The organism is Deinococcus psychrotolerans (assembly GCF_003860465.1).
Lineage (GTDB): Bacteria > Deinococcota > Deinococci > Deinococcales > Deinococcaceae > Deinococcus > Deinococcus psychrotolerans.
In genome coordinates, this window is the sequence record NZ_CP034183.1 from 1,287,021 (window position 1) to 1,303,692 (window position 16,672).

The following is a 16,672-nucleotide window of genomic DNA, read 5'->3' on the forward strand; positions in this document are numbered from 1 at the left end:
TTCCTGCATTTTTTAAGTTCATCTTAAATGAATTCAGAGGTTTGTCAGGCAAACCTGTCAGACTCTGAAGTGAACTTTCTGATGCCCACTCCTCTTCCAAAGCCCACTTCACTTGACGGCCCGAAACGCTCGACGTATTTGGCCACCGCTTGCTGCTTACTTTTGTTCAGCAGCGTGCGCTTGGCGACGCTCTTGGCGGTGGGGCCGCTCAACCCGCTCGGTGTGGCGCTCAGTACCTTGCTGCTGCTGCTGTCTTTTTGGACCATCTGGGCATTGAGACAGAAAAACTTGGCCCTTCCGCTTATTGAGAAAACCGTACTGCTGGTGTGTGTCGGCCTCTATCTCACCTTCACCTTACAGCCGCTTTTCGGCGGCCCTCAGCGCCTCGACAACGCGGGCCTGAACGAGTTGGGAGCGCTGGCCTTGGCGGCGGGGGTTTACGTCTTTTTGCCGCTGCACCGGGCCAAGTACTGGTTGACCGCCGTGCTGGCCGGACATTTCATCAGCCGATGGGAGCCGCTGCTGCTTGAGCCGAATTGGTTGAGTCTCGGAACGCAGTTGACCCGCGATTCAGTCTTTTTGGCTACGCTGCTGCTGATTGTCTTGTTGGGCAATCACCGCAGCGCTTGGCGCGGAGCTTACGACAGCGCCAAAGCCATGCGCGATATGGCCCACACCGACGATCTGATCGGCCTGCCCAATCGCCGCGCGGCTTACCGCTATTTTGAAAAAGCGATGCGCGGCGCTCAAACGCCTGTCAGCGTGCTGCTGCTGGATATCGACAACTTCAAGCGCATCAACGACAGCCACGGCCATGAAGCGGGCGACGCGGCGCTGCAGGCCATTGCCGCCGCCGTGCAGCGAACCCTCGGCACATCCGGCGTGCTGGTGCGCTGGGGCGGCGAAGAATTTTTGGTGCTGCTCAGCGGCATTACCCTCACCCACGCTCTGCGCGAGGCCGAAGCGCTGCGGGCAGCGGTGGAGGAACTCGCCTTGCCGTCCGGCTCAGTCACCATCAGTATCGGCGTGTCTAGCCGCATGCCCAAAGACGATGTTCAGGAACTGGTGCGCCGCGCCGACATCGGACTTTATCACGCCAAAACCAGCGGCAAAAACCGTGTCATAGCGCAGATCAGTTAGCTTCCATACGAACTCCGGTCATTCTTGCAACTCCATTTTGGAATCGGAAGCGGGCGTCAAGAGCCAGCCGAGTCCAAGTTGCTCGGTAAATCCGCCGCTGCTGCCTCGTCCAAGTACCAAACCGGATCGCTGACTTGGCTCACCGGATACTCGCCCTCACCGCGCCGGAGTTGCGCCAGTACCGGCGCTTTGGCCGCGCCCGTGACGAGGAGCCAGCGCTCACGGGCAGCGTTGATTTCGCTGAAGGTAAAACTGATCCGCCAGGTGCCTTGCTGCGGCACTTGATTGGCAATCACCCGCCCGCCCAGACTCAGGCCCGCCGTACCCGGGAAGAGGCTGGCGGTGTGGCCGTCGTCGCCCATGCCGAGCAAGACCAGATCGAGCTGGGCGGGCAGCAGCGCCGCGTAATCGGCAGCCGCCTGCGCGGGGTCGCGCTCACCTTCCATTCGGTGAATTTGCCCAGCCAGAAGAGGCACGAAGTCGAGCAGGCCCACTTTGGCGGTGTGGTAATTGCTCTGCGGATCTTGTGGCCCCACCGTGCGCTCGTCGCTGAAGTAGATGTGAACTTGCGGCCAAGGGACTTCGAGGCCCCGCAGAGCGGCGTACATCAGCTTGGGCGTGCTGCCGCCGGAAAGCGCGACATGAAACGCCCCGCGCCGACCGACGGCCTCCTGAGCGGCCCGCGCGAAGGCTTCAGCGGCGGCCTGCGCGGTGGCCTGCGGCGTCGGATAAATCTGGATTTCGCCCTGAAGTTTCATAAGGAGCCGGCTTGAGCGGGTGCCGCTTCGTCCATGCTGGCGCGGGCCAGTTTCCAAGCCGCCTCGAATTCGCTGCCGCGCTCAGGGCGGGCCATCACGCGGGCCAGCCCCTCGGCCAAAGTCATGCTCGGCACCATCAAGGTGGTTTTGCGGTTGACTTTGTCAAACTTGACGCTGGACTGCACCAGTTCCGGGCCAATGGATTTGAGCAGGAAGCTCACCCCCTTTCCAGCCAGCTCCACGCCGCACAAATCGCCGTGCTGACGCTGGCAGTCGCCTCTCACAAAGGTCACCGGGCTGAGGTCTTTCCAGCCGAGGGTGGTGGCCACCCAAGAAGCGAACAGCCGCGCCGCGCGGTCATTTCTGCCGCCCGACCAGATTTTGAGGCGGTTGACGTGGCCCAGCATTCCGGCGGCGTCTCTGCTGTCAAACAGTTGGGCCAGCCCCTCGCGCCACGCCGCCGAGCGCGACCACCCCAGGTCGGCCAGCGCGTAGTTGCGGGCCGGCGGAATATCGAGGCGCAGGCTGTCGGCAATCACCTGATCGGCCACGTCGGTGAGTTCGCGCAGCAGCGGCCCGCCGGGCGGATCGTCAGAGGCCCACCACACGTGGTTGACGGTGGCGGGGCGCAGCAGTGGCAAAATCGCTCCTCGCAGTTGGCCGGGGTTGGCCAGCAACGTCAGGCGCTCGATGTACAGCCCTTGCTGCGGCACCAGTTGGGCGTCAATGCTCATGCGCCCCGAGGCCGCCGGCTCCATCACCGCGATGATCTGGCGTCCGGCGTAGCGGCCCTCCAAGCCGGTCAGGGCTTCCTGAACGCGGCCCTGGTAGTTGGGCGTGGTCAGGGCGATGATGTTGCCGGTGTACGCCCGCGTTTCGATGTCGGTCTGCGCCCACAGCTCGTCTAAGGTGCGCTGCGCTCCCCGCACGTTGGTGGGCAGCGGGCCAAGCGGAGCGAGACTGAGCCGGGCCGTCACAAGCGCCGCCAGCGCCGATCCGGGCCGATCAGCTGGTCGGCTTCGTCCGGCCCCCACGTTCCGGCGTCGTAGTTGGGGAAATCGGTGGGCGGTACGTAATGCGGCGAGGCGGGATCCCAGGCTTCCAGAATGCCCGAAACGATCTGCCAAGCCTGATCCACTTCGTCCTCACGCGGAAACAGGGTCGCGTCGCCCACCATCGCGTCGAGGAGTAAGCGTGAGTAGGGGCTTTCGAGTTGAGCGCCGAAAGCGTCGTAGCGGAAATCCATCACCACTTCACGCAGCACGTTTTCTTGTCCGGGGGTTTTGCTCGAAAACTTGAGGCTCACGCCTTCGTCCGGCTGGATGCGGAAGGCCAAGACGTTGCGCTCGAGGCCGCCCGGAAACAGGCCCAAAGGCGGGCGCTTGAACACCACCGCGATCTCGGTGACTTTTTTGGGCAGCCGCTTACCGCTGCGGACATAAAACGGCACGCCCTGCCAGCGCCAGTTGTCGATCTCGTACTTGACGGCCACGTAAGTCGGGGTGCCGGAGCCTTCCTGCACGTTGGGTTCTTCGCGGTAGCCGGGCACGTGTTCGCCGTCGAGGGTGCCGGGGCCGTACTGCCCGCGCACCGCCACTTCGGAGACGCGCTCGACCGGGATGCGGCGAATGGCCCGCAGCGCCTTGACCTTTTCGTCGCGGATGGCGTCGGCGTCAAAAGCGGCGGGCGGCTCCATGGCGGTCAGCGCCACCACTTGCATGAGGTGGTTTTGCAGCATGTCGCGCACCACACCGGCTTCCTCGTAGTACCCGGCGCGGCCTTCGAGGCCCAAGTCCTCGGCGTTGGTGATCTGGATATGATCGACGAACGAGCGGTTCCACAGCGGCTCGAAGATGGCGTTGCCAAAGCGGATCGCCATCAAGTTCTGCACGGTTTCTTTGCCGAGATAATGGTCGATACGGTAGACCTGCGACTCGTTCCAGACGCCGTGAAGGGTGTCATTGAGGTGCCGCGCCGAGGCCAGATCCGTTCCGAACGGTTTTTCGACGATGATGCGCCGCCAACCCTCCGTCTGGTCTTGTAGGCCCAGTCGGCCCAATCCGTTGCTGATCGGCTCAAACAAGCTCGGCGGGGTGGACAGGTAAAACAGCGCGTTCTTGCGCCCGCCGTGCGCGTCCTCCGCTTCGTTGAGCTGCGCTTTGACTTTGCCGTAGACCTCGTCGGCCCCGAAGTCACCGAATTCGTAATACAGCAGCTCGCGGAACTTTTCCAGCGCTCCGGGCTGCGGGGTGTCGGTTTCCTTGCTGGTTTTAAGCGCTTCGATGGCGTAGTCCTTGAACTGCTCGTCGGTCATCTCCTGACGGCCCACCCCGACGATGTTAAAGGCGCTGCCGAGCAGGCCGTCTTGCCACAGACCGAACACGGCGGGCAGCAATTTGCGCTTGGCCAGGTCGCCCGTCGCGCCGAAAATGACCAGAGTGGCCGGTTCAGGAGCGCGGCTGCGGCGCATTCCAGCCCGGAATGGATTGACGTTGGCGGCCAGTTCGGCGGCCATAGCGGCATTGGGCGCACTGGCCTCAGCGGGCGTCAGCAGGGGATCGGCAGCCTTGCCCTGCACCGGCTTGGTAGTGGCTGGTTTTTTGGTTGCCGCTGTTTTGGGAGCAGCCGTTTTGGATGGGGCCGGTTTAGATACAGGCGCTTTGGATGCTGCCGTCTTGGACACAGCCGTTTTAGGCACAGCCCCTTTAGATGCTGCCGCTTTGGAACCCACTTTCTTGGATGCTGGAACTGCCGCGCTTTGGTGGCCCGCCGCGCCCGGCAACACGTCACTGCTGTCAATCGGCAGCGCACTGACTGGCTGGGGCTTTTGGGTGACTTTTTTGGCGGTGGCGCTGGCCTTGGGCGGCTTGGCGTCCGCTTTGGACTGAGCGGTTTTGGTTGCTGATCTGGCTGCTGGCTTGGCCGCTGGCGTTTTCTTGATTGCCATTACGACTGGCCTTCGTTCTTGTTGCCCGCCGCCTTGTTCCCGGTGTCTTCAGGGTTGGGGTTGACGGGGGCTTTGCCGCTTTCACCGAGTTGGCGGGCCGTGTCACCGTCACTTTGAGCGCCGGCAGCTTTGGTACCCGACGCCGGAATGTTCTGCGGCCTGGCATCTTCTGGGGTGTGGGCTTCGGGCACGATGCTTTCCTCGGCCTCCGTCTCCACTTTCTTGACGGCGTGACCGCCAAAGGCGCGGCGCATGGCCGAGAGCATTTTGCCGGCGTAACTGCTCTTTTGCTGGCTGCGCAGGCGCATCTGCACACTCAGGGTAATGACTGGAGCCGGAATGCCTTCGTTGAGGGCGTCCACCACTGTCCAGCGGCCCTCACCGGAGTCGGCCACGTAGTCCGAGAGGTCGCTGAATTCCGGATCGCCGCTCAGGGCGTCGGCGGTCAAATCAAGCAGCCACGAGCGGATCACGCTGCCGTGCCGCCACAGCTCAGCGATCTGGGCCATGTCGAGCTGCATTTCCGTTTTGGCATGCATCAGCTCGAAGCCCTCGGCGTAGGCCTGCATCATGCCGTACTCAATGCCGTTGTGAACCATCTTGACGTAGTGGCCGCTGCCGGCTGGCCCCATCCGGCCCCAGCCCTGGGTGGGCGCGGGGGCCAACACTTCCAGAATCGGCGTCAGGCTGTCTACCGCCGCCTTTTCGCCGCCGACCATCATGGCGTAGCCTTCCTTAAGGCCCCAGACGCCGCCTGAGGTGCCCACGTCCACAAAGTCGATGCCGCGCTCGGCCAGCGTTTTAGCGCGGCGCTGGCTGTCTTTGTAATTGCTGTTGCCGCCGTCGATGATGATGTCGCCCTTCTGCATCTGGTCGGCCAGCTTCATCACGGTGCTCTCGGTGGCGGCCCCGCTCGGCACCATCACCCACACGGCGCGGGGGGTAGGCAGCTTGGCGATCAATTCCTCAAGCGTGCGGGCTCCCTCGGCTCCGCGCCCCTCAGCCAGCTTGATGTTGTCTTCGCTGAGGTCGTAGGCCACCACTTCCTGTCCGCCTTGCAGCAAACGCGCCACCATGTTGCCGCCCATTTTGCCCAAACCGATCATGCCTATTTTCATGTGATCTCCTTATGCTTGTTCAAAGTTCTTTGCTCGAAATTCTTCCGGACACTGGCACCGAGTACGTACGCCCTCCGGCTGAAGCTTCATTCTTTGGCATCATACGCGCAGGCCAAACGGCAAGGCAGCCCGCTTTTTCTTAACGCAAGCCTAAGAGCAGTGGAGAGCGATGGCAACGAACTTGGATTTGTTTCTGGAGATGGTCAGCCCGCTTCTTGCTTATTTCTGCGGAGCTTTACCCACCGTGCTGGGCTGATCATGCTCCCAGCTTTCCCACGAACCCGCGCTTACCGCCGCGCTGCCACCCACAGCAGCGCCGCTCCCGCCACGACATACAGCGCATCGGGCGTCCAAGCCGAGAGCAGCGGCGAGAGCGCTCCGTTTTCGCCCATCACCCTGAATACACTCCAGGTGGCGTAATACAAGAAAGTCAGCAGCAGCACCCACACCAGCCCAATATTAAGGTTGCTTCTGAACGAGAAAATTGCCAGTGCGGCAGCAAAAAAAGCCATGCACAGCGCGGCGAACGGCTCGGCAAACTTGCGCTGCAAGGCGGTAAATTCCTGCGGGGCGTTGATGTTCTGGGCTTTGTACTCGCGAACTTTTTGCCACAGGTCACGCAGCGGCAAATACACCGGTTTGAGTTCGTCGCCGCCCTCGAAGCTGGCCTGCAAATCCTGCACCGGCAAGGTGCCGCGCTCAAAACTCAGCACGGTGGAGGGCTTTTCGTTTTGGTAGGTGATGCGCTGGCCGTCAAACAGTTCGAGGACGTTGCTGCCCGCACTCAGCCGCCCACGCTGAGCCGTGATGATCTCGCGGGCCACGTCGCCGTTTCTGAGGGTGGCGATGCTCAGGCCGCGCAACTCACCGCCGGACTCCACCGAGGCGATGCTGATGGCCCGCCCGAAAGCGTCGCGCAGCACCAGTGCTTTGCCGCCCGCCACACCGAGCCCGGCGACCCTCGGATTGTCGAGGACGATCTCGCGCTGCACACTCAGCGACTGCACCTTGGCACGTGGAGTCAGGGTTTCGCCCACCGCGAAGCTCAGCAGCGTGACGGCAAGGCCCAGCCCCATCACCGGCCCGAACAACTTGGTGGGCGAGATTCCCCCGGCCTGCATCGCCTTGATTTCCGAATCGGCGGAGAGGCGCGACAGCCCCAGCAAAGTGGCAAACAGCAGCGCAATCGGCAGGCCCCGCGCCACCGCGTCGGGCAGTTGCAGGGCCACCAATTTGGCGACCAGTGCGGGATTGGCTCCCTTGGCCAGCAGCGGCGCGATAATGGCCTGAAGCGCTCCCAGCAGCAGCAGCAAAATGGTGACCGCCAGCCCCGCGAACAAAAACGGCAAGATTTCTTCCAGCAAATAGCGGTTGAGACGCCCTGAGAACAAGCCCGCCGGCGCGGCAGCTGGGCGGCTGGCCCGACTCACCGCAGCCTCCAGGCCATCAGCAGGCCGAACAGCGCGAACACCAGATTGGGCAGCCAAGCGGCCAGCAGGTGAGGCAGCGCACCCACGGCGGCCAGTTGCGGCGCGGTGTTCCACAGAGCGTAAAACGTCACCAGAAAGAGAATCACCGCTCCCACCGCCCAGGCCCGGTTGGTCAGCGCCAGCCCCAGCGTTCCGGCGGCCAGCACAAAGATCAGCGGCGTAAACGAATCGGCCACCCGGCGGCTGAGTTCGTAAGCGGCGCGGCGATAATCCTCGGTGTTGGGGGTGAGCGTTGCGAGCTGGGCGCGAAGCTGCGGAGTGGTGCTCTGATCGGTGGGCGGCGGCGGGCGTGCCACCACGTCGGTTTGGGCAAAGGTGATGGGCGCACTCAGCGCCGTGATCACGCCCTGAGGGTCGACTCGGTAGCCGCCGAAAAGCGTCCACGTTTTGGCCGCCGCGTCCCAGCGCCCGCCGCTGGCGCTGTAGGTGCCCTGCGGGGTCTGCACCACCACGCCAGTCAGCGAGGATAAAGTTTTGGGGCTGCCATTGCCCAAACTGTCAATCCGCCCCGCCGTAAAAAAATTACCGCCTTCCGCGTGGGCGTAGTTCTGGGTGGTGGGCGTCGGCACGGCCAGTTTATAAATATCGGTGTAAAAATACTTGATGTACTTCTGGTTGCCACTGGGCGTCAGGTAAGCCGCGTTGAAATACACCGCCGCGCCCACCACCAGCGCTGGAAGCAGCAGCGGCCACAGCATACTCAGGGGGCGCACCCCGCCCGCGTAGGCCGCCTTGACTTCGCTGTCTTTAGCCAGCCGCCCAAAGGCCATCAGCACTGCGAACGGCACCGACACCACCAAGCAGATATTGAGCACCAGCGGCAATTGGTAACTCAGCAGCGTCAGTGCACTAAGCAGGCTGGTGTGGTACGACAGCATCGCCCCCACCGTGCCACTGATAATGTCGGTCATCTTCAAAAACAAAAACAGCAGCACGCCCCCCGCGTAGAGCGGCGCGATTTCCTTAAACAAATAGCGTGAAAAAAGACCTCTCATGCGGGCTTGAGCGCCGACTTGAAGTCAAAGTGGAGTTTACAAAGAGCGGCGATCTTGAACACGGGGGGTAGTGTAGCAAGAGCAATTCAGCCTGTGGCAGCGGCTGCATGAGAGGCGAGGGGCCACCTGTGGGGTGGTAACGAGACATCCGGCCCGTTTGGCCCTCACGACTCCAGAGCGCTGGGCAACTCCGGCCAGGCCTCACGCAGCCACGCCAGCAAATGCAAATAAATCTGGCCGTGACTGGTGATGTGGCGGGCGGGCGGCACGCTGGGGTGCAGTGGCAAGCGCAGATGATGGCCCAACAGCCGCGCCTGCAAATGCTGAGTGCCGATCAGGGGAATCGGGTCGCCGTGCAGCGACAAGCACAGCACCTCGGGAGCGCTGGGCAGCGCAGCGGCCACTGCTCGGCCCAGCGCAGTCGGACTAAAAGCCACTCCCGGCACACCACACAGGCCCGCCGCGTACTGCGCCAGCCCGCCGCCCAGCGAGTGCCCGGCCACCGTCAGCGGCAAGTCGGGGAGAGCGCGGCCACGCTCGGCGAGCAGGAGCTGGGTGAATTCAGCGGCCACCGAGAAGAGGCGGGGCAAACGGCCCAGCACGTTGAGCACGTCGGCACGAAATTGCTTGGCCTCGGCGGGAAAGGTGTGGAGCTGCGAGTCGGAGTGGCTGGTGTTGGTGCCGCCCAAGATCAGCACCAGTTGCTCAGGCTGCTGATAAAGGGCAAAAACAAGGCCGCTGGAACAGTGCAGCACGTTGGGCCGCCCCGTTTCCTGACGCAGCGCCCCCAGTACGCTCAGCGCAGGTACGCTTCTGAACTCACCGCCGTAAGCCGATAAAGCTTGCTCGGCGCTGGGCATTTTCCAGTCGCGCCGCTCCCACGCCGGATAAAGGCACAGCGCGGCGGCGCAGTCTGCCAGCAGCGTGAGGCCCCGCGCTTCTCCCAAAGCCCACAGAGCCTGAACAGCCGCTTCACCGCTGAGCGTGCCAGCCGGCAACTCACGCCGGTTCAGCAGCGGAAACTCGGTCAGCTTGGGCCAAGCCGAGAAGCGCGGGACAATAGGAAAGCGGCGCATGGCGAGGTCAGTCCGGCTGCTGCGTCTGGGTTTCCGGCTGCGGGGTTAACCAAGGCTCAGCCGCCGAAAACCCGCTGAGCGCGGCGCGGCTGATCAGCAGATCATCTCCCTCACGGCTGGCCTCGCCGGACTGAACCCATTTGTTCAGTTCGGCTTCCACACGCTGCTGCACGCGGCGCAGCGGCATCTCGGCGGCTCCCTCCACGCCGCGCCAGCTCAAAAAAGCGCGGTGAAAGGTGGGCAATTCGTCGAGCGGCAGGCGGGCTTCCAAACTGCGCCAAGACAAGTCGAGTGCAGCAGAGTCAACTTTAGCCATAGCGACTATTCTGAGCGCCTGCTCGGGCGAGCCGCCTTGTGCAAGTTCCCAGACGACGCTCATCTTGCGGATGGTAAGTCACTGGATCACTCCCTAACTCCGCAGTGGAGTCAGCGCGGCGCGGCGGTGTCACGGTTGAAATTTAGAATCAGGGTGCCGGTGGCCACCGTGCCGTTCAAAATCCCGTTGCGGTTGTAACTGATCAGCACGCTGCCGTCACCAAGCGAGAGCAGCGCGAAGTGGCCATTGAGGGCATTGAGGGTAAACGGATTGCTGCCGCGCACATTCCAGACATAGCCGCTGCGTTTGCCCAGCGGGTCTTCAGCGCTGGCAGCCTGAAGGGCCGAGATATTGAGCGCTTCGGGCTTGGCGCTAAAGCCTTCAGGAAAGCGCAAATCTCCTGTCTCCAAATCCAAACTGATGCCGCGCAGGAGGGCGGTGCCGCCCGCATCGCCAAAGGTCAGGCGGTTGCCACTGCGCGAAATGCTCAGCCGCACCACCTTGCCGCTGGCCTGCAACTCCTGCTGAATGACGAGGTAGCGCCGAAAGTCGTTCTCGCTGATCTTGACCCGCTTGTCATACAGCGGAGCCACGCCGCGCTCGGCGCTCACCTGCATTTGGTCGAGCAGGCGTGGATCGCCGCCCGCGTCCAGCACCCGGCGGCGCACTTCAGTCATGGAGAACTTGGCCCGCGTTTCCATAATCTGAGCCAGTTGGCCGGTTTGCGGCAGCAGCGGCCCGAGTTTGCTGCGCCAATCGTTGACTGAGGTGGGTGCGCCCTGCCCCGTTGTTTGGAAAGTGGCCGCTCCGCTCCACGCCGTTAAGCCCCCCAACAGACAACACAAGCTGAGAGCAGGGAGAATACGGCGGAAATGGCGCGAACCCATGCGAGGTCAAGCATAGCGGGCAGAGGTGAGAAGTTGCCTGACACGCGCCGCGCCGCTCCTCATCTGGGACGGTCGGTGGGAAGTAGAAACGGCGAGGAGAACGGCTCAAGAGTAGGGCGCTCCAATCAGCACGCTGCCTTGAATGCGGAACCGACTTTGGGACACTTTATGCGCTTAAGTTTTGGACTTGCCCTCAGCCCAGATGTTACCCTCAAGGTATGCCTTCCCCCACTTCCCCGCTGCCTGAATCGCCTGTGCCCAGTGACGCCAAACTCTTACCCTTCGTGGAAGCGGGCCTGCGTGATCTGAGCGCTTTGGTGGCCTTGGAAAGCGTCAGCGCCCAGCGCCGCATGCTGCCGCAAACCGCGCAGGCCGTGACGGATTTGCTGAGCGCCGAGGGCTTCACGGTGCGCCAGTACCCCGGCCAGGTGGCTCCGCTGCTGATTGCCGAAGCGGGAGAGGGACCAAGCACCCTGCTGATTTACAACCACTACGACGTGCAGCCCGAAACCCCCTTAGAGCTGTGGGACTCGCCGCCGTTCGTGCTGACCGAGCGCGACGGGCGGTTGTACGGACGCGGCGCAAGCGACGACAAAGGCGAATTTGCTTCGCGGCTGGCGGCGGTGCGGGCCATCAAAGCCAGACACGCGGGCCACCTGCCGCTCAAGATTCGCTGGCTGATCGAGGGCGAAGAAGAAATCGGCAGTCCCAGTTTGGCCCGCTTCGTCGAGCAGCACGCCAGTGAGCTGAGCGCCGACGGCTGTTGGTGGGAATTCGGCAGCATCAATTCGGAAGGCCGCCCGATGGTGTCGCTGGGCCTTAAAGGGGTGGTGTGCTTGGAACTGCGCTGCCGCGTGGCCGACTCGGATTTGCACAGCAGCTTGGGCGCAGTGGTCGACAATCCGCTGTGGCGCTTGGCAGCGGCGGTGGCCTCGCTACGAGACTCCACCGGGCGGGCCAGTATTGCCGGTTTCCACGACGCTATCCGCGCTCCCAGTGAAGCCGACTTGCAGGCCATCCGCGAGTTGCCTGACGCCAGAGGGCCGCTGCGTGATACTTACAACATCACCCGCTTTTTGGGCGACGACACCGAGCACCAGACGCGCAGCAACTTGACGCCGGCCATCAACGTCAACGGCTTTCACGGCGGCTACGAAGGTGAGGGAAGCAAAACCGTGCTGCCCGCTGCGGGTTTCGTCAAGCTCGACATCCGCTTGGTGCCCGACCAAGACCCGGATGAGATCGTCAAGTTGCTGCGTACCCATTTGGACACTTTGGGCTTTGAAGACATCGAGCTGATCGAACTCGAATCGAGCGAACACGCTGCCCGCACCAGCGCCGACAATCCATTTGTAAAAGTCGCCCTGCAAGCGGCCCGCGAGGCGCACGGCAAGGAGCCGGTGGTATCGCCGTCGAGCGCGGCCAGCGGCCCGCTTTATCCGTTCGTCAAGCACCTCAACGTGCCGACCGTGATCATGGGCATCGGCAACATCGGCGGCAGGGTTCACGCCCCCAACGAAAATATCCTGAAGCGCGACTTTGCAGCGGGCGTGCGCTTTGGAGTGGTCTTCATGGAGCGGCTGGCACAGGCCAAACCCAGTTAGGTTGACATCAAAAAAGGCCCGCCAATTCAGCGGGCCTTCAAAGTTGATCCATTTTGTTGCTGTGCTTACTTCTCCATCACGTAGGCTTTCTCGATTTTGTCCGCCGTGCCGGGATAGCCGGGTTGGATGCGGGTCAGCCTGTCGAGCACCTCTAACCCCTCTACAACTTGCCCGAAGACGGTGTGCTTGCCGTCAAGGTGCGGCTGCGGCGCGAACAACATAAAAAACTGCGAGCCGTTGGTGGCGGGGCCACGGTTGGCCATGCTCAGCACGCCTTTTTTGTCGTGACGGTGTGAGTTGAACTCGTCTTCAAATTGGTAGCCGGGGCCGCCCGCTCCGGTGCCGGTCGGGTCGCCGGTCTGGGCCATGAAGTCCTGAAGAACGCGGTGAAAGGAAATGCCGTCGTAATAGTGGTGGCGGATCAGGTAGACAAAGCTGTTGACCGTCTGCGGCGCGTCGTCGGGGTACAGATCCATGACGATGCGACCCCTAGTAGTCTCAAACACGGCCTGGTACTGCTTGCCGGGCTCAATGGCCTCACCCAAGCTGGGCGCGGTCTTGAAGCTAATTTTGCGGTCTTCGCTGAGGGCGCTCATCCGGGTATAGCCTTCGTTGGTGTAAGTCATAGCCAGCATTCTAGCCGCTAAATCTCATGAGAACATTGCCAGCACCCCAAGAGATGCTTAGGGCTTGGTAACGATTCGCACGCTGGTGATGGTGTCGGGCACCGCGCCGGCAATCGGTTGCTCGCCGCCCTGTCCGCTGGTGGCGGTGCGGGTCAGTTTGGGCAGCACGTCTTCACCGCCGACCACTTTGCCGAACAAGCTGTAGTGGCCATTCAGGAAAGTGGAAGGCGCAAAGGTCACGAAAAACTGCGAGCCGTTGGTGTTGGGGCCGCTGTTGGCCATCGCCAGCATGCCGGGCTGGTCGAACACCAATTTGCTGCGAATTTCGTCGGGGAATTGGTAGCCGGGGCCTCCCTGCCCCCAAGTCGCCTTCTTGCTTTCGTCGGTGCTGCTGGGATCGCCGGTCTGGGCCATAAAGCCGTCGATGACGCGGTGAAAGCGCTGGCCGTCATAGAAGTGATTGCGGGCCAAATACACGAAGTTGTTGACCGTCACCGGCACTTCATTTTCCAGCAAATCCGCCACGATCTGGCCTTTGTCGGTGTCGATCACGGCGTAGTAATCTTTGCCGTCTTCCAGCTTCATTTCGGGCGGGGCCGTGAAGGTGGTCACGGGCGTTTTGCCGAGGTCGGGGACAAGGGTGTAGCCGCTGGGGATGGCAGCGGGAGCGGCGGGGGTGGCCGCGTCGGTTTTGGTGGTATCCGTCTTGGTGGCGTCCGGTGTTGCGGTATCTGTTTTGGTGGTGTCGGTTTTGGTGGTGTCCGCCGCCGTGGTGTCGGTGGTGGTCGTGGTGGCTTCTTTTTTCTGGCAAGCGGCCAGACTCAGGGTCAGCAAAGTGAGGAGGGCAATACGCTTCATTTGGTTTTAGTTTAGCCGACCCTTTGATGAGACGGCCTTGAGGAGCAGCCTAGCCCGTCCGGTGAGCTAAACTCGGCGGCGTGACTGTAGCGATTGGTGTGATTGTAACGATTGACGGCGTAGCGGCCAGCGGCAAATCCAGCGTGGCCAGCGGCGTAGCCAGCGCCCTGAGTATTCCTTATGTCTCCAGCGGTCTGCTGTACCGGGCCGCGACCTTGCTGGCACTCGAAGCGGGCACGTCCCTGAGCGACGCACCAGCCCTGCTCTCGCTGCTGGGCGCTGCCCCACTGCGCTTGGAGCCGCTGGCCGGAGGCAACCGCATTTACCTCGATACTCCTGATTGCCCGCGTGAACTCACCGCCGACGCCCACACCAGCGCAGTCGACGCGGGCGTGAGCGCGTTGGCCCAACTGCCGCAGCTGCGCGAGTGGGTCAACGCCCGGCTGCGTGCCCTGACTCCGCCGTTCGTGGCCGAGGGACGCGATATGGGCACCGCCGTGTTTCCGCAGGCGCGGGCCAAGTTCTTTTTGGTGGCCTCCCCGCGTGTGCGGGCGCTGCGGCGCGTCAAAGAGCGCGTCGGCGATGTGGAGGCCGTGGAGCAGGCCCTGATTGCCCGCGATGAACAAGATCAGTTGCAGTCTCACCCCGCTGCCGACGCCCAGATCATCGACACCAGCGACCTCGACTTGGCGGGCGTGATCGCAGCGGTCATGGCCGGAGTCCAAGAGCGGGCTTAACGCTTGGCCCCTTAGTCCTGCTGGCGCAACGCGCGGCCATTTCCGATTTATGATAAGCGGGTGCCCTTCAACCAATCCTCTTTGCCGCCCACCACCAAGCCGCTCGTTTCTGTCGGCGACCTCGCGTGGGACGTGCTGGCCAAACCCGATACCTCGCTGCTTCCGGGAGGAGACACCACTGGCCGCATGGAACTTTCCCCCGGCGGCAGCGCAGCCAACCTGGCGGTCTGGGCCAGACGCCTGGGCTACCCCAGCACCTTTGTCGGCAAAATCGGCACCGGCCACTTCGGAGCGCTGGCGCAGGCGGGCCTCGAAGATGAAGGCGTGCTGGCTGAGGTGATTCGCACGCCGCTGCATCCGACCGGCGTGATTTTGGCTCTCATTGACCAGCGGGGCCAGCGGGCCATGCTGACCGGACAGGGAGCCGACTGGGAACTGCTGCCCGAAGAGTTGCCGCGTGAAGTGCTGCTGGGCGCAGGCCACGTTCACCTGACCGCTTGGAGTCTGTTCCGCGATCCGCCGCGCCGCGCCGCTTTGGCCGCCGCCAAACTCGCTGAGGAAGCCGGAGCGACGCTGAGCCTCGATCCCGGCAGCTTTCAGATGATTCAGCAGGCAGGCCGCGAGAACTTTTTGTCGTGGATCAGCGAAGTGCCGTTCGATATTTTCTTTCCCAACGCCGACGAAGCCCGCGCCATGAGCGGGGAAAGTACCTCCGAGGCGGCGCTCGCATGGCTGCGCGGCCATTACCCCAAAGCCCTGATCGTGCTGAAAATGGACGAGGACGGCGCACTTTTGGAAGGCCCGCAGACTCCGCGCACCCACATTCAGGCGTCGCAAGATACCTTGGTGGACGCCACCGGAGCCGGAGACGCTTTTGGAGGCGTCTTTCTGGCCCATTATCTGGAGCATGGTGATCCGGTGAAAGCGGCCAAGATAGCCGCGCAGGTGGGCGGCTGGGTGGTCTCGCGCTTTGGCGCACGCCCGCCGGTAGATGAAGCCCTTAAGCTTCGGCTCGCCCCGCTGCTTTCTCAGCCCAGTCCAGAGGTGGGCGCGTGACCCGCCTCAACAACCGCCGCCCCGCTTGGCAACGGGCGCTGTTCTGGATCTTTTTGTTGCTTCTGCTCGCCATATTGGCGGTTGCCGCCTATGTTTACAGCCTGACCACCAGTGCGGGCGGCCCCAAATACACCCTCGAAATCAAACCCGGCGATACCCTGGCTGCCAAAGCGGGCGAGCTAGCGCAGCGCGGCGTCATTAAAAATGCCACGGCGCTGCGCTACGTCATGCGTCAGCGCGGCACGGCAGGCAAGCTCAAAGAAGGGCTGTACGAGATTCCCGCCGATCAAACCGTTTTTGAGGTGGCCGACGACTTGGCCGGCAATCCGCGCATTCCCACTGTCAGCGTGACCATTCCCGAAGGCAAGCGCCTCAAAGATTTACCGGAGATCATCACGGCGGCGGGCCTGAGCAGCGCACCTGCTCTCAAAGCCGCGCTGAATGATGTCTCGCTCAGCCCAGCGGCCAAAGCAGCGGGGGCGGGCAACTTGGAAGGCTTTTTGTTTCCAGCCACCTACCCGTTTCGGCCCAAAGCCAGTGCCGAGGACATCGTCAAGGGGCTGGCCGAACGGATGACCCAAGAATTTACCCCGGAGCGTGTCGCCGCCGCCAAAAAGTTGAATCTGAATGTGGAGCAGTGGGTGACGCTGGCCAGCATGGTGCAGGCCGAAGCCGCCAACGACGCGGAGATGCCGGTGGTGGCGGGGGTGTTCCTCAACCGCCTGAAGCAGGGCATTGCGCTGGGTAGCGACCCGACAGTGGCGTACGGCCTCGGCAAAGACTTGCCTGACCTCGACCGCTCAGCCGGCGACTTCACCAAAGACACCCCTTACAGCACCTACACCCGCATGGGCCTGCCCAAAGGCCCGATCAACAACCCCGGCGAAGCGGCGCTGAGCAGCGTCCTGAACGCCAAGCTGACCACCCCCAACGGCAAAGCGGCGCTGTACTTCTTGCACGGCACCGACGGCATCATTCACGTCAACAACGACTACGCCGCCCACCTGCGCGACATTGCCCGCTACCGCTGAGGGCACAGGGAAGGGAGTGGGAGTGAATGTTCT

The 16,672-nt window shown here is 62.8% G+C and carries 16 protein-coding genes; 5 read left to right on the forward strand and 11 right to left on the reverse strand.

All coding sequences use genetic code 11. The annotated features are described in order from the left end of the window. Positions 1 to 69 precede the first annotated feature (69 nt). Complete coding sequence (locus tag EHF33_RS06300; protein WP_164473425.1) at positions 70 to 1,140, forward strand: GGDEF domain-containing protein; 1,071 nt, start codon at positions 70 to 72, stop codon at positions 1,138 to 1,140. 56 nt (positions 1,141 to 1,196) lie between these two features. Here EHF33_RS06300 and pgl read toward each other — a convergent pair whose 3' ends face one another. The 9 genes from pgl to EHF33_RS06345 form a co-directional block, all read right to left on the reverse strand. After that, positions 1,197 to 1,898 carry a 6-phosphogluconolactonase gene (pgl, locus tag EHF33_RS06305; protein WP_124868954.1) on the reverse strand — a complete coding sequence of 234 codons (702 nt, stop codon included), beginning with the start codon at positions 1,896 to 1,898 and terminating at the stop codon, positions 1,197 to 1,199. After that, a complete protein-coding gene (locus tag EHF33_RS06310; RefSeq protein WP_124868957.1) occupies positions 1,895 to 2,875 on the reverse strand; it encodes a glucose-6-phosphate dehydrogenase assembly protein OpcA in 981 nt (326 codons plus the stop codon). The genes pgl and EHF33_RS06310 overlap by 4 nt, the downstream gene beginning before the upstream one ends. Next, positions 2,872 to 4,413: a glucose-6-phosphate dehydrogenase gene (gene zwf / locus EHF33_RS06315; RefSeq protein ID WP_241191315.1), complete on the reverse strand. Its 1,542-nt coding sequence runs from the start codon at positions 4,411 to 4,413 to the stop codon at positions 2,872 to 2,874. The genes EHF33_RS06310 and zwf overlap by 4 nt, the downstream gene beginning before the upstream one ends. Before the next feature lie 431 nt (positions 4,414 to 4,844). Further along, a complete protein-coding gene (gene gnd, locus EHF33_RS06320) occupies positions 4,845 to 5,963 on the reverse strand; it encodes a phosphogluconate dehydrogenase (NAD(+)-dependent, decarboxylating) (RefSeq protein ID WP_124868960.1) in 1,119 nt (372 codons plus the stop codon). A 287-nt stretch (positions 5,964 to 6,250) separates the two neighbouring features. Beyond that, complete coding sequence (locus EHF33_RS06325; RefSeq protein WP_241191291.1) at positions 6,251 to 7,393, reverse strand: LptF/LptG family permease; 1,143 nt, start codon at positions 7,391 to 7,393, stop codon at positions 6,251 to 6,253. Continuing rightward, positions 7,390 to 8,448, reverse strand: a complete 1,059-nt coding sequence (locus EHF33_RS06330; RefSeq protein ID WP_124868963.1) for an LptF/LptG family permease — start codon at positions 8,446 to 8,448, stop codon at positions 7,390 to 7,392. Before EHF33_RS06330 ends, EHF33_RS06325 begins: the two co-directional genes overlap by 4 nt. Positions 8,449 to 8,612: 164 nt before the next feature. Further along, positions 8,613 to 9,524, reverse strand: coding sequence for a Tle-like phospholipase domain-containing protein (locus tag EHF33_RS06335; protein ID WP_124868966.1), 912 nt, complete (start codon positions 9,522 to 9,524; stop codon positions 8,613 to 8,615). A gap of 7 nt (positions 9,525 to 9,531) precedes the next feature. Next, the gene (locus EHF33_RS06340) at positions 9,532 to 9,840 is read right to left on the reverse strand and encodes a hypothetical protein (RefSeq protein ID WP_124868969.1); all 309 of its coding nucleotides are present in this window, start codon (positions 9,838 to 9,840) and stop codon (positions 9,532 to 9,534) included. A 110-nt stretch (positions 9,841 to 9,950) separates the two neighbouring features. Continuing rightward, positions 9,951 to 10,727, reverse strand: coding sequence for a hypothetical protein (locus EHF33_RS06345; protein WP_124868972.1), 777 nt, complete (start codon positions 10,725 to 10,727; stop codon positions 9,951 to 9,953). A 218-nt stretch (positions 10,728 to 10,945) separates the two neighbouring features. On the opposite strand from EHF33_RS06345, the gene EHF33_RS06350 reads away from it, so the two are divergent. After that, entirely contained in the window at positions 10,946 to 12,331 is a 1,386-nt protein-coding gene (locus tag EHF33_RS06350) for a M20/M25/M40 family metallo-hydrolase (RefSeq protein WP_124868975.1), read from the forward strand. A 65-nt stretch (positions 12,332 to 12,396) separates the two neighbouring features. On the opposite strand, the gene EHF33_RS06355 is transcribed toward EHF33_RS06350, so the two are convergent. After that, entirely contained in the window at positions 12,397 to 12,927 is a 531-nt protein-coding gene (locus EHF33_RS06355) for a peptidylprolyl isomerase (protein WP_420889958.1), read from the reverse strand. 87 nt (positions 12,928 to 13,014) lie between these two features. Next, the gene (locus EHF33_RS06360) at positions 13,015 to 13,815 is read right to left on the reverse strand and encodes a peptidylprolyl isomerase (protein ID WP_124868981.1); all 801 of its coding nucleotides are present in this window, start codon (positions 13,813 to 13,815) and stop codon (positions 13,015 to 13,017) included. A gap of 98 nt (positions 13,816 to 13,913) precedes the next feature. Between EHF33_RS06360 and cmk the strand changes: the two genes are divergently transcribed. From cmk to mltG, 3 genes are read left to right on the forward strand one after another with little or no spacing between them, the layout of a single operon-like run. Further along, positions 13,914 to 14,552 carry a (d)CMP kinase gene (gene cmk / locus EHF33_RS06365; RefSeq protein WP_124872907.1) on the forward strand — a complete coding sequence of 213 codons (639 nt, stop codon included), beginning with the start codon at positions 13,914 to 13,916 and terminating at the stop codon, positions 14,550 to 14,552. A 60-nt stretch (positions 14,553 to 14,612) separates the two neighbouring features. Further along, the gene (locus EHF33_RS06370; protein WP_241191292.1) at positions 14,613 to 15,608 is read left to right on the forward strand and encodes a carbohydrate kinase family protein; all 996 of its coding nucleotides are present in this window, start codon (positions 14,613 to 14,615) and stop codon (positions 15,606 to 15,608) included. After that, positions 15,605 to 16,639: an endolytic transglycosylase MltG gene (gene mltG / locus EHF33_RS06375; RefSeq protein WP_124868983.1), complete on the forward strand. Its 1,035-nt coding sequence runs from the start codon at positions 15,605 to 15,607 to the stop codon at positions 16,637 to 16,639. The genes EHF33_RS06370 and mltG overlap by 4 nt, the downstream gene beginning before the upstream one ends. Positions 16,640 to 16,672: the final 33 nt, after the last annotated feature.

Excerpts from the sequence above, each read along its gene's own strand:
- pgl (WP_124868954.1), bottom strand. The coding sequence starts at position 1,898 with ATGAAACTTCAGGGCGAAATCCAGATTTATCCGACGCCGCAGGCCACC.
- zwf (WP_241191315.1), bottom strand. The coding sequence starts at position 4,413 with ATGGCCGCCGAACTGGCCGCCAACGTCAATCCATTCCGGGCTGGAATG.
- gnd (WP_124868960.1), bottom strand. The coding sequence starts at position 5,963 with ATGAAAATAGGCATGATCGGTTTGGGCAAAATGGGCGGCAACATGGTG.
- EHF33_RS06330 (WP_124868963.1), bottom strand. The coding sequence starts at position 8,448 with ATGAGAGGTCTTTTTTCACGCTATTTGTTTAAGGAAATCGCGCCGCTC.
- EHF33_RS06335 (WP_124868966.1), bottom strand. The coding sequence starts at position 9,524 with ATGCGCCGCTTTCCTATTGTCCCGCGCTTCTCGGCTTGGCCCAAGCTG.
- EHF33_RS06340 (WP_124868969.1), bottom strand. The coding sequence starts at position 9,840 with ATGGCTAAAGTTGACTCTGCTGCACTCGACTTGTCTTGGCGCAGTTTG.
- EHF33_RS06345 (WP_124868972.1), bottom strand. The coding sequence starts at position 10,727 with ATGGGTTCGCGCCATTTCCGCCGTATTCTCCCTGCTCTCAGCTTGTGT.
- EHF33_RS06350 (WP_124868975.1), top strand. The coding sequence starts at position 10,946 with ATGCCTTCCCCCACTTCCCCGCTGCCTGAATCGCCTGTGCCCAGTGAC.
- EHF33_RS06355 (WP_420889958.1), bottom strand. The coding sequence starts at position 12,927 with ATGAGCGCCCTCAGCGAAGACCGCAAAATTAGCTTCAAGACCGCGCCC.
- EHF33_RS06360 (WP_124868981.1), bottom strand. The coding sequence starts at position 13,815 with ATGAAGCGTATTGCCCTCCTCACTTTGCTGACCCTGAGTCTGGCCGCT.